This window comes from Acidaminococcus massiliensis (genome assembly GCF_900095825.1).
GTDB classification, from domain to species: domain Bacteria; phylum Bacillota; class Negativicutes; order Acidaminococcales; family Acidaminococcaceae; genus Acidaminococcus; species Acidaminococcus massiliensis.
Genome location: NZ_LT608315.1, coordinates 2,535,272 through 2,548,718 on the forward strand (window position 1 = coordinate 2,535,272; position 13,447 = coordinate 2,548,718).

General features: G+C 54.5%; 14 protein-coding genes and 1 pseudogene. 7 read left to right on the forward strand and 8 right to left on the reverse strand.

Features of this window, described 5'->3' with window-relative positions; all coding sequences use genetic code 11:
• Positions 1-959: 959 nt before the first annotated feature.
• Positions 960-1,475 (reverse strand): nitroreductase family protein, encoded by a 516-nt coding sequence (locus BQ2657_RS12195; RefSeq protein WP_075580864.1) that lies wholly within the window; start codon positions 1,473-1,475, stop codon positions 960-962.
• A 29-nt stretch (positions 1,476-1,504) separates the two neighbouring features.
• On the reverse strand, positions 1,505-2,323 hold the full coding sequence (gene map, locus BQ2657_RS12200; protein WP_075580865.1) for a type I methionyl aminopeptidase: 819 nt from the start codon (positions 2,321-2,323) through the stop codon (positions 1,505-1,507).
• 232 nt (positions 2,324-2,555) lie between these two features.
• Between map and BQ2657_RS12205 the strand changes: the two genes are divergently transcribed.
• The 5 genes from BQ2657_RS12205 (at position 2,556) to BQ2657_RS12225 (ending at position 6,588) form a co-directional block, all read left to right on the forward strand.
• A complete protein-coding gene (locus BQ2657_RS12205) occupies positions 2,556-3,452 on the forward strand; it encodes a DUF368 domain-containing protein (protein ID WP_075580866.1) in 897 nt (298 codons plus the stop codon).
• A 169-nt stretch (positions 3,453-3,621) separates the two neighbouring features.
• Positions 3,622-3,834, forward strand: coding sequence for a FeoA family protein (locus BQ2657_RS12210; protein WP_075580867.1), 213 nt, complete (start codon positions 3,622-3,624; stop codon positions 3,832-3,834).
• 27 nt (positions 3,835-3,861) lie between these two features.
• On the forward strand, positions 3,862-4,089 hold the full coding sequence (locus tag BQ2657_RS12215) for a FeoA family protein (protein ID WP_075580868.1): 228 nt from the start codon (positions 3,862-3,864) through the stop codon (positions 4,087-4,089).
• Between the two features lie 72 nt (positions 4,090-4,161).
• Positions 4,162-6,327, forward strand: a complete 2,166-nt coding sequence (gene feoB, locus BQ2657_RS12220; protein ID WP_075580869.1) for a ferrous iron transport protein B — start codon at positions 4,162-4,164, stop codon at positions 6,325-6,327.
• Positions 6,328-6,447: 120 nt separating this feature from the next.
• A complete protein-coding gene (locus BQ2657_RS12225; RefSeq protein WP_075580870.1) occupies positions 6,448-6,588 on the forward strand; it encodes a FeoB-associated Cys-rich membrane protein in 141 nt (46 codons plus the stop codon).
• A 36-nt stretch (positions 6,589-6,624) separates the two neighbouring features.
• Here BQ2657_RS12225 and BQ2657_RS12230 read toward each other — a convergent pair whose 3' ends face one another.
• The 6 genes and pseudogenes from BQ2657_RS12230 to BQ2657_RS12255 all read right to left on the reverse strand — a co-directional run bounded on the left by BQ2657_RS12230 (position 6,625) and on the right by BQ2657_RS12255 (position 10,385).
• On the reverse strand, positions 6,625-7,257 hold the full coding sequence (locus BQ2657_RS12230; RefSeq protein ID WP_075580871.1) for a flavodoxin: 633 nt from the start codon (positions 7,255-7,257) through the stop codon (positions 6,625-6,627).
• A gap of 74 nt (positions 7,258-7,331) precedes the next feature.
• A complete protein-coding gene (locus BQ2657_RS12235) occupies positions 7,332-8,681 on the reverse strand; it encodes an SGNH/GDSL hydrolase family protein (RefSeq protein WP_143224889.1) in 1,350 nt (449 codons plus the stop codon).
• Between the two features lie 73 nt (positions 8,682-8,754).
• Positions 8,755-9,255, reverse strand: coding sequence for a flavodoxin family protein (locus tag BQ2657_RS12240; RefSeq protein ID WP_083236268.1), 501 nt, complete (start codon positions 9,253-9,255; stop codon positions 8,755-8,757).
• 35 nt (positions 9,256-9,290) lie between these two features.
• Positions 9,291-9,518, reverse strand: a complete 228-nt coding sequence (locus BQ2657_RS12245) for a hypothetical protein (protein WP_075580873.1) — start codon at positions 9,516-9,518, stop codon at positions 9,291-9,293.
• Positions 9,514-9,858, reverse strand: a pseudogene (locus BQ2657_RS12250) (carboxymuconolactone decarboxylase family protein); the annotation flags it as partial. The gene BQ2657_RS12245 and the pseudogene BQ2657_RS12250, both read right to left, overlap by 5 nt.
• Positions 9,859-9,965: 107 nt before the next feature.
• The gene (locus BQ2657_RS12255; RefSeq protein ID WP_075580875.1) at positions 9,966-10,385 is read right to left on the reverse strand and encodes a cupin domain-containing protein; all 420 of its coding nucleotides are present in this window, start codon (positions 10,383-10,385) and stop codon (positions 9,966-9,968) included.
• Between the two features lie 110 nt (positions 10,386-10,495).
• Between BQ2657_RS12255 and BQ2657_RS12260 the strand changes: the two genes are divergently transcribed.
• The gene (locus BQ2657_RS12260) at positions 10,496-11,392 is read left to right on the forward strand and encodes a LysR family transcriptional regulator (protein WP_075580876.1); all 897 of its coding nucleotides are present in this window, start codon (positions 10,496-10,498) and stop codon (positions 11,390-11,392) included.
• Positions 11,393-11,532: 140 nt separating this feature from the next.
• Positions 11,533-13,440: an acyl-CoA dehydrogenase family protein gene (locus BQ2657_RS13465; RefSeq protein WP_075580877.1), complete on the forward strand. Its 1,908-nt coding sequence runs from the start codon at positions 11,533-11,535 to the stop codon at positions 13,438-13,440.
• Positions 13,441-13,447: the final 7 nt, after the last annotated feature.

Genomic DNA, 13,447 nt, shown 5'->3' on the forward strand with positions numbered 1-13,447 from the left:
TAAGTGCGCCCTTTTGCCAAGATCCATAGCAACTGAAATTTATTTTAAAATTGGCTTGACTTTATATAGTTGGTCTACACCGTCGTTGTCCATGGACCGATAACAACGTAATACTCCGGAGAGTCCTGGTCTTTGCAGGGTGCGTCCAATCGATGAAATACGTTGTTATCGGTTTGTCAGACCCTGACGCTGTAGGGGCGGGCCCCAGGCACGCCCTTCCCGGCCTGCGGTTTTCGTATATTCCCAGGAACCTGCTCTGCGGGTTCCTTCCATCGGCTGGAGACTAGTGACCAGAGACTGTAAGCTCATGTCCATTTGCCCCCGGCAAATGGTTTCCTTGTCCGGCATCTATCGAATCCATGAAACAGCAAATGGATTCAAACGAAGAACTCTGGATGGTTACGGTGCAGCATAGCGTGTTCTGGCGGGAGAAAAAATCTGATGGTAGCCTGATTACTTCAGCCTTGCAAACGCAGAAAGCTATGATACAATGGAACCAGGGACCTGTCCAGTAGGTCAGCCCCATAGCTTAGTTGAGAATTAACCGCCTAGCTTTGGGAGCCTAGGGCGGTTAATTTCTTTTTTGCAAAAGAAGTACCAGGACGATTAACAAAAATAAAGTTAGATTTGTTTCGTTCATGGCGGTACCCCATCTCTGGGGTAAGATTTGACCGTCTACCGTATAGACAGAGCCTTGTACAGTATGATATATCGTAGTGTAAGAAGCTAGACACGGCCCTGACGGGCCTGTCAGATGTCAGACGTCAGCTTGGCCGCGATAAGCAGACCGGTCTTGCCTCTAAATCGTACAAAGTTGACCTCTGATATCTCAAGGCCCGTCAGGGCCGTATCTGACTTCTTTTATGATTCAGAAGATGAGCCTATATGAGTCAGGAACCGCTATACGGCTCTACAGCGAGGGGGTGTTGCACCGTTCTGTGCAGCACCCCCTTTTTCTCTTACAGCACTTTTACCAATTCCTCATTGCTTCTCCGTTCCGTGTGGAGATGGGCAGGTTTGGTCCCTTCTGCGGCATAGCCGATGGGCAGCAGCAGCAGAGGCACTTCGTTCAGTTCCAGGCCGAAGGCGTCAGCGGTCTGGGTCACCGGGAAGTAGTTCACCCAGCAGGACCCGATGCCCTGTTCCCAGGCTTCCAGCATCATATGTGTGGCCACGATGCTGGCATCCTGTTCCCCGGCCCGGATGCTGTGTTCAAAGGGGTTCACCCATTCCTCGTCCTTCCGGACGGTGACCATGAGCACCACCGGTGCATTGAAGGCGCACCGGGTCAGTCCCCGGATCTTTTCCAGGGCTTCTGGGCTCTGGAGCACGTACACCCGGTAGGGCTGATAGTTGTGGCCGGTGGGAGCGATCCGCCCGGCTTCCAAAATAGCGTCCAGTTTCTCTTTTTCAACAGGTTTATCACTGAATTTCCGTACAGAATATCTGGCTTTGGCCAGGTCCATGAAGGTCATTTTCTTTCATCCTTTCGTTTTTTGATTGCTTACCAGCTCAGCACTTCCGGTTCCCCTTCCGTGATCAGGAGGGTATGTTCCCACTGGGCGCTGTCTTTGCCGTCGGCAGTATGGACGGTCCAGCCGTTGATTTCGTCGATCCACAGTTCCGGACTGCCGGCATTGATCATGGGTTCGATAGTGATCACCATGCCCGGGACCAACAGCATGCCGGTTTTCCGTTTCCCCACATGGGACACAAAGGGGTCTTCATGCATCTCCAGGCCCACGCCGTGGCCGCCGAATTCCCGGACCACGCTGCAGCCATGTTTCTGGGCAAAATTCTGGATGGCGGCTCCGATGTCCCCCAGGGTATTCTTCCAGCCCACGGCATTTTCCATGCCCCGCTTCAGGCATTCCCGGGTGATCCCCACCAGGTTCTTCCGTTCGGCGGGCACCCGGCCCAGCATGAACATCCGGGAAGCATCTCCCACATACCCATCATAGATGGTAGTAGCATCCACATTGACGATGTCCCCACTTTTCAGCACCTGGCTGGGGTCCGGGATCCCATGGCAAATCACATCGTTCACAGAGGTGCACACGGATTTGGGGAATCCTTCATAATTCAAGCAGGCCGGGATGGCATGGAGCTTCAGGGTAGTATCGTAGACAATGGTATTGATATCGTCAGTGGTCATCCCCACTTTGATATTCTTTTCCACGGCATCCAGCACTTCTGCATTGACTTTGCCGGCCTTCCGGATCCCTTCGATCTGTTCCGGCGTCTTGATCATGTCCATCCGGGGCACTTCAAAGCCTTTGGCAGCAAATTCCATGAGTTTCAGTTTCAGTTCGCTTCTATCCAAACTTTTCCCTCCTTCGCATCGGAAAAGAGATTTTCCTCCGCTATTCTATTTTCTCCTGAAATACGATATAATTAAGACTCACTGTCGGGTCTGGCAAAACAGCCAGCCCGATGAATCATTATAACACAAATTTTGTCTATTTTTTTCCTGTTTGTTTTGGAATTGTTTAAACCCGGTTTTTATAATATAGGAAAGAAACGGAGGGGCATGGCCCCAAGAAAGGATGACGATTATGGATTTGTTCCTGAATATGGTCCGGGGGTTCTGCATGGCCCTGGCCGACAGCGTCCCCGGGGTTTCCGGCGGTACCATCGCTTTTGTGCTGGGTTTCTATGATGAATTCATCAGTTCCCTGTACGTGCTCACCCACGGCAGCCGGGAGCTGAAGCTGGAGGGCATCCGGTTCCTGGCCAAGCTGGGCATGGGCTGGGTCATCGGCATGGGATCCTCGGTGCTGGTCATTGCCAGTCTGTTCACCAGCCGGATCTATGAACTCAGTTCCTTGTTCCTGGGCTTCTCCATTTTTTCCCTGCCGCTCATCATCAAGGAAGAAAAGGAATGCCTGCGCCGGACCAGCCGGATTATCTATATGGTGCTGGGAATCGTACTGGTGCTGGTGATTGCGGCGGTGAATCCCACGGGCGGCCAGGGCACCAATGTGGAAATCGCCCATCTGACGCCGCTATTGGGCGGCTATATCTTCGTCTGTGCCATGATTGCCATCTGCGCCATGGTGCTGCCGGGGATTTCCGGTTCCACCATGCTGCTGATTTTCGGGCTCTATGTACCCATCATCAACGCCATCAAGGAATTCCTCCACATGAACCTGTCCTATTTCCCGGTGCTGTGCATCTTCGGTTTCGGAGTCCTGGCGGGCATCGTGGGCATCATCAAACTGGTGAAGAACGCCCTGGACAATCACCGGTCCGCCATGGTGTACTTCATCCTGGGACTGATGATCGGTTCCCTGTACGCCATCGCCCAGGGGCCCACTACCCTGAAGGTCCCTCAGCCAGCCATGACCTGGGAAACCTTCCATCTCTTCTGGTTCCTGATGGGCGGCGTCTTCCTGGCAGCCTTGAACGGACTGAAGGCGTTTACGGAAAAGAAGATGAAGCCGGAGAAATAAAAGGGGTGTGAAAGATTGCACACCCCGGTCGCGGGCTGTGAGGAAATTGATTTTTATTTCCTCACAGCCCCCTTTTTTGCCATTTTTGTTGACTCTATCGTTAGTGTGTGCTAACATATCCTGTATGAAGTTAATGCTTCATGAATAAATTGTGAAAAGAGGTAGCAACATGCCCTTGACATTTGCCGATGAAGGCAAAGATCTGACTGTCCTGCGGGTGGGCGGTTCTGCCAAGATCCGGACCCATCTGGAAAATCTGGGCATCACCCAGGGTGCGGTGATCTCCATCGTCCAACACACCCCCAGCGGACTGATTCTGAACATCCGGGAATCCCGGGTCGCCATCAGTATGGAAATGGCCGCCAAAATCACTGTACAGTAAAACGAAACCAAGGAGGGGAAATCTGCAATGACTACATTACGAGACGCCCAGACGGGCAAAGATTATGAAGTGGTGAAACTCCACGGCACCGGAGCCATCAAGCGCCGGATCATGGATATGGGCATCACCAAGGGAACACCAGTCCACATCCGGAAAGTGGCCCCTCTGGGAGACCCCGTGGAAATGACCGTACGGGGCTATGAACTCTCCCTGCGGAAAGCCGATGCAGAAATGGTGGAAGTCAAGGAGCTGTAACATTTTTACCATTGCATTAGGTTTTTCTAACTTATTTTGATAAGAGTAATAGACGGGAAAGAAGGTATTTTCATGGAATTCAAAATCGCCCTTGCCGGGAACCCCAATACCGGCAAGACTACTCTGTTCAACGCCCTGACCGGTTCCAATCAGTTCGTAGGGAACTGGCCCGGTGTAACGGTAGAAAAAAAGGAAGGGAAGCTCATGGGCCATCCGGATGTGATCATCCAGGACCTGCCCGGCATCTATTCCCTCTCCCCCTACACCTTGGAAGAAGTGGTATCCCGGACCTATCTGGTAAAAGAACGGCCGGACGCCATCTTGAACATCGTGGATGGGACCAACCTGGAACGGAATCTGTACCTGAGCACCCAGCTGGCAGAGCTGGGCATCCCCATGGTCATGGCCGTGAACATGATGGATATGGTCCGGAAAAACGGCGACATCATCAACATCGACAAGCTGTCCCAAAGAATGGGCTGTCAAGTGATCGAAATCTCTGCCCGTACGGGAGAAGGGATCAATGAAGCGGCCGACCTGGCTGCCAAGGTGGCCAAGCACCAGCAGGTGATGGTGGCCAAGCATTCCTTCGACGGACCGGTAGAACATGCCCTGGCCCATATTGAAGAAGCCACCCAAGGAATGCTCCCCGCCCACCAGGAACGGTGGTATGTGATCAAGCTGTTCGAACGGGATGAAAAAGTCCGGGATGCCCTGAAGCTGCCTCAATCCGTCATCGACCACATCGACGGGGATATCGAAGCGGTGGAACAGGAAATGGATGACGATGCAGAAAGCATCATCACCAACGAACGGTACAAATATATCAGCTCCATCATCGACGAATGCAACATCAAAAAGAGCAAGGGCAAACTGACCACGTCCGATAAGATTGACAAGATCGTCACCAACCGGTGGCTGGCACTTCCCATTTTTGCTGCTATTATGTTCCTGGTCTATTATGTTTCTGTGACCACCATCGGGACCGATGCTACGGACTGGGTCAATGACACCCTCTTTGGAGAGATGCTCATCCCTGCTGCTGATGATCTGATGGACAGCATGGAAGTGGCAGATTGGCTCCACGGCCTGATTGTGGATGGCATCATTTCCGGGGTGGGCGCCGTGCTGGGCTTTGTACCCCAGATGGTGGTCCTGTTCATCTTCCTGGCCTTCCTGGAAGCCTGCGGCTACATGGCCCGTATCGCTTTCATCCTGGACCGGGCTTTCCGGAAGTTCGGTCTTTCTGGGAAATCCTTCATCCCCATGCTGATCGGCTCCGGCTGCGGCGTGCCCGGAATCATGGCTTCCCGGACCATTGAAAACGAATCTGACCGGCGGATGACCATCATGACCACCACCATGATCCCCTGCTCCGCCAAGATGCCCATCATCGCCCTGATCGCCGGTGCCTACTTCGGCGGAGAATGGTGGGTGGCTCCTTCTGCTTATTTCGTAGGGATCTTCTCCATCATCATTTCCGGGATCATCCTGAAAAAGACCAAACTGTTTGCCGGGGATCCAGCTCCCTTCGTCATGGAACTGCCCCCCTACCACATGCCCACCCTGGGGAACATCGCCCGGAGCGTATGGGAACGGAGCTCCTCCTTCATCAAGAAGGCCGGCACAGTGATCCTGCTGTCCACCATCCTGGTCTGGTTCCTGTCCAGCTTCGGCTGGGACGACGGTGCCTTCACCATGCTGGACGAGGATGCCCTGAATGAAAGCATCCTGGCCTTCATCGGTTCCAAAGTGGCCTGGATCTTCGCCCCTCTGGGCTGGGGTGACTGGAAAGCCGCTGTGGCTGCCTTCACCGGCCTGATTGCCAAAGAAAACCTGGTAGGGACCTTCGGGATCCTGTACGGGCTGGCAGATGCCGCTGAAGACGGAGAAGAATTCTGGGGCACCTTTGCCCAGGACTTCTCGGTGCTCAGCGCCTACTCCTTCCTGATGTTCAACCTGTTGTGCGCTCCCTGTGTGGCTGCCATGGGCGCCATCAAACGGGAAATGAACAACGGCCGCTGGACCCTGATCGCCATCGGTTACCAGTGCGGATTCGCCTACTGCATGGCCCTGATGTTCTATCAGTTCAGCAGCTTCATTTCCACCGGTACCTTTACCCTGGGAACGGCAGCAGCCTGTGTGGTCCTGGCCATCATGATCTACCTGCTGTTCCGTCCGGCTCCCAAGTATAACGGGGAAATCCAGATTAAAGATGCAGCGGATGTAACGGAATAAGGTATAATGGGGGTGTGGGGATCCACACCCCCATTTTGTCAACAGTCAGCTGTCAACGGTCAGCGGCCGAAGGAAGGCAGATGCAGAGCATCTGCCAATGCATAAAAGGAGAAATGACCTATGGGTACATTTATTGTGGGCCTAGTGCTCTTTCTCATCGTTGCGGCGGTGATCCGCAAGATGTACAAAGACCACAAGGCCGGAAAAAGTTCCTGCGGAGGAAACTGCGGAAACTGTGGACTTTGCAGGGGGAAGAAATAAAAAACGGGGCTGTTGCATAAGCAACAGCCCCGTTTTTTATTTCACTCCCAAACTCTTCACCCAATCCTTCACCTGGCTGTCCTGGATGGTGCCGGTGAAGCAGCGGCCCTGGAGCCAGGTGCCTTTGCTGCCGGCCATTTCCTTCAGCTGGTCGGCGCTGCTGCCCAGGCCGGAGCTGTAAGCGGTGGCAAAGGGAATCACCGTCTTGCCGGTGAAGTCATTGCTCTTCACGAAGGTATCCATGGGCCAGGCGGCAATGCCCCACCAGATGGGATACCCGACGAATACGGTGTCATAGTCCTGCCAGTTGGCAGGTTTGGCGTTCTTCAGAGCCACGTTCCGCAGGCTGGGATCATCATGTTCCTTGTAGACCCGGGCACTTTTGTTGTTGTAATCCAAGTCTGCGGTCGTATAGGGATTTTCCAGATCCAGCAGGTACAGATCCCCGCCAGTCTCCCCGGCAATGGCCTTGGCCACCTGTTTCGTCCGGTGGGTATTGGTATAATAGACCACCAGTACCTTTTTGGCCTTGGCAGGCGCTTTTTCCGCAGCCGCCGTACCCGCTGCCTTGCCCCCGCCATTCTGGGCAGCCTGCTGTCCGCCGCAGGCCGTAACCGCCAGCAGGGACAGAGCCATGCAAACGATAGAGATTGCTTTTTTCCACTTCATATTTTATTCCTCCTTGAAAATCTCGTTTTATTTTTATTGTATACCGGCAGTTACTCCCCTGGGAAGATGCCGTTTCAGGATCTCTGCACGCCGAATCGTTTCATCCCCTCATTGATCACCTGAGCCATTTCCTGTTTCATATTCCAGTCGCCGTGGATTCCGTCCAGGGCCAGTTCCGTAGGCAGGTCTCCCCCGTTTTCAAAGGAGGCCGCCACGTCAATATGGTCCCGGCTGCGGATGTAGGCGTTCACCTGGGCAAAGGACTGGCGCCAATTGTCGGCGGTGGGTTCGTCAAAAGCTTTCTGGATGTTGGCGGGATTGATGGGCGGCAAGGTGAGATAGATGGGACGGATACCCAGGGCTTCCGCCTTCCGGCCGATCTCGTCCAGATCCTGGATCACTTCTTCTGCCGGCACCCCTGCCCGGAGGCTGTTGGTGCCTCCCAGGATCAGCAGGTACTTCAGATGGAAGGACCGCACATCCCGTTCGAACCGCTCCACCATCATGGCGCTGGTATCCCCGCTTTCCGAAAGGTTCACTGTAGGAAAGGCCAGATAATGGCTGTAGCTGTAGGCATAATCCACGGGACTGAAAGAAAGATGTCCTCCTCCGTGGGAAATGCTGTCTCCGTAGATGCCCACCCCGATCTTCCGGGAAGGCAGGGTGGTGAACTTCTGAGGCAGGCTCCACTGGCCCACCGGATTCCCCTCCTTGTCCATGCCCCGGACCCGCCAGTAATAGGTCCCCAGCCGGGGTGCCTCGTCATACAGATCCGTAAGAGAGGTGACCTGGGCAAAGACCCGATACCGGGAAGGTGCGATCCCTTCCGGATTCTCCGGCATCCGGTCCGTTACTTCCACTTCGTACTGGACTGCTCCCGGGTTCCCGGTATAGGCATAGACAGGATAAAGCAGCAGGGAGCCATTGGTATCCTCCATCCGGCTCCGAGGCACCGGGGCATTCCGGTCCACTTTCCGCAGGCTGCTCTCAACGGCCGCCGGCTGGGAATAGTTCCCCAGAGGCTGGCCATCCAGGTCAAAAGCCCGTACCCGGTAATACAGGATGCCGGTCGTCTGTTTCTTCCGGAGTTCCTCCAGAGGCAGCAGGGCCTGGGCGGAATAGATCCGGCTGTTTCGATATAAGGCATGGTCTGCTTCCCGGGCGGGATCCAGATTTAGAGGAATCCCGTCCAAAAGTTCCAGTTCATACCGGACAGCATCCAACTGTTCCGGCCAGGTGAGTAGGCCCAGATCCGCCCGAGACGCTTCCACCACTGCCTGGCGGTTCATCGCTGCCACAGGAGAAAGCCCTGCTACCCGACGCACCGTACAGGAACTGGCCAGGATCACCGGAACGGCCGCCAGTGCCAGAAGACTCATGCCCAGGGCCTTTTTTTCCAGGCCGAGCAGTATTTTTCTTTCCATGATGCTTTCCCCTTTCACAGCTTTACTCTGTTTGCTTTACATCCAGCGGCGCAGACCGCGGCTAATGGGATGCTTACTTCCATCCCTGTACTTTCCGGATCCACTCTTCCACTTTGTCCTGGCTGGTCACCTGACGGCTGCCGCCGGTGGAATCGAACTGGATGGTCAGTTCCGGACCGAAAGAAGCCCCTTTACAGGCTTTTTCCATATCCTTCAGGGCATGGCCGGGCCAACCTCCGTGGGTGGCAAAAAAGGCCGCTTTCTTCCCGGTGAAATCCTGGCTTTCCAGGAATGTCTTCATGGCCGGAGCCATGGTATACCACCAGGTAGGGGTGCCCACCGCCACCGTGTCGTAGTCCTTCAGGTGGAAATACAGAGGGGCCAGTTCCGGCTTGTACCCTTTGGCGATATCCTTTTCCGATTCCCGGACTACTTCATCGTAACTTTGGTTTTTATAGGCAGTCAGGGTATCGATCCTGGCAAGATCGGCCCCGGTTGCCTTCTGCAGTTCTTCCGCAATCTTTTTCGTATTCCCGTTGGACCAGGAATAATAGACAATCAGCATCTTGGACATATTTTTCCCACTTTCCTTTATTCTTCTCCCTGCCGTCATTTTTCCATATGATACAGGAGATAATCCACATTGGTGAGTTTTTCCTGCTCCCGATGGAGCTTGGCCAGGATCTCCTTCCGGTACTGGCGGAGACACCGGCACTGGCACCGGTCATTCTTTTCCTGGAGGATCTTCCGGATGGTCTCTTCCGGACAGCCGGCCGCCTGGAGTTCTTCCTGGCTCAGAGCCGTCTTTTTGAGGCTTTCCGCCTCCTTTTCATTCATTTCCGTATACCTCTTTGGCATACCGGAACGCCGCCCAGGCTTTGGGCCAGCCGGCGTAGAAACCCAGCTGGGTAATGGCCTGGACCATTTCTTCCCGGGTCACTCCGTTCTTTTTGGCGGTGGCCATGTGATACTGGAGGGAGCTGTCCGTAAGCCCCTGGGCGATAAGAGCTGTCACCGTCACCAGGCTCCGGTCGTGGAGGCTCAGCTTATCATTGGCGCTCCACACTTCTCCAAAAAGGATGTCATCATTATACCGGGCAAAATCCGGGGCAAAAGTCCCCAGCTGATCCCGTCCTGCGGTCTGTACCACCTTGACCGGTTCTTTTTTCTGTTCCATGGCCAAAACCTCCCCTGTCTGCAATCCGATTCCGCTTATCGCCACAACCGCCAGAATCCCTGCTGTCATGTGCCAAAACCATTGTTTCCGTTCCATGGGGCCTCCTTTTATTTCAGCTTTCCGTATTCCTCAGGATCCACTGCCTCACACCATTCATTGCTGGTGCCTTCTCCGGGGACTTCCAGAGCAAGGTGCTGGAAGGCGGAATCCGGGGCCGCCCCGTGCCAGTGCTTCACTTCCGGCGGGATGTTCACCACATCTCCGGCTTTCACTTCCCGGGCGGTTTTTCCCCATTCCTGGTAGTAGCCCCGGCCGGCGGTGACAATGAGGATCTGTCCGCCCCCTTTGGCTGCATGATGGATGTGCCAGTGGTTCCGGCACCCCGGTTCAAAGGTCACCACAGCAGTGGGAACCTGTTCCAGGGTCAGCATGTTCAAATAACTCTTTCCATCGAAATATTGGGCATAGCCTGTATTTTCTTCCCCCAGGGCAAAGGGGCTCTCTTTTTCCAGTTCTTTCAGATCCATGATGATTTCTCCTTTCCTGTTCTGTTTGTATTGTATTCCAAACCACTTAAGATGTATAATGCTTATAGCAACTATATCTGAATACGTTTTTTCTATTGCAGGAGGGAACCATGGAAATCCGTACCCTGAAATATTTTCTGGCGGTGGCCCGGGAACAGAATATGACTGAAGCCGCCAATGTGCTGTTCGTCACCCAGCCCACCCTGTCCCGGCAGATGGCGGACCTGGAAAAGGAACTGGGCAAAAAGCTCTTTGTCCGGACCAACCGGAGCACCACCTTGACGGAAGAAGGGATGCACCTGCGCCAGCGAGCAGAAGAGATCCTGGCCCTGGTGGACCAGACCAAGGAAGAGATCCGGGAAGACGACATGGACCTTTCCGGCTGCATCCGGATCGGCGCCGGAGAAACCAAAGTGATGCACTGGATCACTGACACCTTCGCCGAACTGCACCAAGACTATCCTCGGCTTACCATCGAACTGTTCACCAACAATGCGGATGGTGTCCAGGAGCGGCTGGAACACGGGCTGCTGGATTTTGGTTTGTTCATCGAGCCCTTCAACCTGGAAAAATACAACTACCTGCGGCTGCCGGAAAAGGATCAGATTTGGATCGTCACCAGCAGCCAGAGTCCCTGGGCCAGCTTGGACCGGGTAACCCCAGAGGACTTTCTCCAGATGCCCCTGCTGGTTTCCTCCCGGACCGCTTCCAAGAACTTTGATTTCACCGCCTGGTCCCAGGGCAAGGTCACCCCGGACAAGATCCATGCCATCGGCCGGTTCGATCTTCTGGGCAATGCTTCTCTTCTGGTCCGCACCGGCTGCACCAATCTGATCAGCCTCAACACCTTCTTCCAGGAAGGGACCCCCGGCCTGAAGTTCATTCCTTTGGATCCGCCCCTTTTCACCACCAGTGTAGTGGCCTGGAAGAAATTCCGCCTCCTGTCCCGTTCCAGCCAGGTATTCCTGGACCGATTGAAGCAGAAACTTTCTGATTTTTCCCATTGACAAACGTATACGAAAAGTGTACTATTGAGTCGTAAAAAGATAGAATTATTATTAAAATAATTTTATTTTTAAATTGGTATGTTATGACTAACTTGAAGGAATCTGACAGCCTGATTTTCCATGACAGAGGAGGTACGCGTATGTTATTTACCACCACACAGGAACATGAAGAATTTCGTGCCAAAGTCCGCGGCTTTGCGGAAACCAAGATCAAACCCATTGCGTTCATGCTGGACAAGGAAAATAAATTCCCTGACGAACAAGTCAAAGAAATGGGAGAACTGGGATGGATGGGCATCCCCTTCCCCAAAGAATATGGCGGTGCCGGGCTGGACTACATCAGCTACGCCATTGCCGTGGAAGAACTGGCCCGGGTGGACGGGGGCGCTGGTGTCATCCTGTCCGCCCATGTGTCCCTGGGGTCCTACCCCATCTTCGCTTTCGGCACCGAAGAACAGAAACGGAAATACCTGGTGCCCCTGGCTTCTGGGAAAAAGATCGGGGCGTTCGGCCTGACGGAACCCAATGCCGGTTCTGACGCTGGAGAAACGGAAACCACCGCAGAATTCGACGGGACCCACTGGATCCTCAACGGGAACAAGATCTTCATCACCAACGCAGGGAAAGCCGATACCTATGTGGTGTTTGCCGTCACTGAACCGGGGAAAGGCACCCGGGGCATCAGCGCCTTCATCGTGGAAAAAGGTATGCCCGGCTTCACCTTCGGGGACCATTATGACAAACTGGGGATCCGTTCCTCCGCTACGGCAGAACTGATTTTCAACAATGTAAAACTGCCCAAAGAGAACCTGCTGGGCAAACGGGGCCAGGGCTTCAAGATTGCCATGGCTACCCTGGACGGCGGCCGGATCGGGATTGCAGCCCAGGCACTGGGGATTGCCCAGGGTGCCTATGAAGCAGCTCTGAACTATTCCAAGGAACGGATCCAGTTCAATGCCCCCATCTGCCAGAACCAGGGTGTTTCCTTCAAATTGGCAGATATGGCCACCAAGCTCCGGGCGGCCCGGTTCCTGGTATACAGTGCTGCAGAACTGAAACAGGAACACCAGGATTACGGCATGGAAAGTGCCATGGCCAAGATGTACGCTTCCGATGCGGCAGTCTCTATCACCAATGATGCCCTCCAGATCTTCGGCGGCACCGGCTACCTGAAAGGCATGGATGTAGAACGGTTCTACCGGGATGCCAAGATCACCACCATCTACGAAGGCACCAACGAAATCCAGCGGGTGGTCATCGCCTCCCACATTACGGATAAGATGTCCGTGGCCAAGCACGGGGGCGCTCCCAAACAGAATGCGGCCATCACCGGGGCCCGGAAGAAACAGATCTTCAAAGACGGAACTCCGGAAGAACAGGTGGCAGCCCTGGTGGAAGCCCTGAAGAACGACGGCTATGACTTTACCGTGGGCATCCCTCTGGATACTCCCATCTCCGATGCGGAACGGGTGGTCAGCGCCGGCAAGGGCATCGGGGAAAAAGCCAATATGAAGCTGATCGAAGACCTGGCCCGCCAGGCTGGGGCTGCGGTAGGTTCCTCCCGTCCTGTGGCGGAAACCCTCCAGTATGTGCCTATTGACCGGTATGTGGGCATGAGCGGCCAGAAGTTCAACGGCAACCTGTACATTGCCTGCGGCATCTCCGGTGCCGTCCAGCACCTGAAGGGCATCAAGAATGCCACCACCATCGTGGCCATCAACATCAACGCCGGGGCCCCCATCTTCAAGAACTGCGACTACGGCATCGTAGGCGACGTGAAGGTGATCCTGCCGCTCCTGGCCAAGGCCCTGAACAACGGACAGCCTAAGAAGCCCGCTCCTCCCATGGTCAAGATGAAGAGACCTCTGATCCTGAAAGACATGCCGGAAGGCCGCTATGTCTGCAAGGGCTGCGGTTATGAATACAACCCGGATCTGGGCGACCCGGATGCGGATGTGAAGCCGGGAACCAAATTCCAGGATCTGCCGGAAGACTGGGTATGCCCGCTGTGCAACTCCGCCAAGACTGAATTCGTACCCGTAAAGTGAGAAAAGG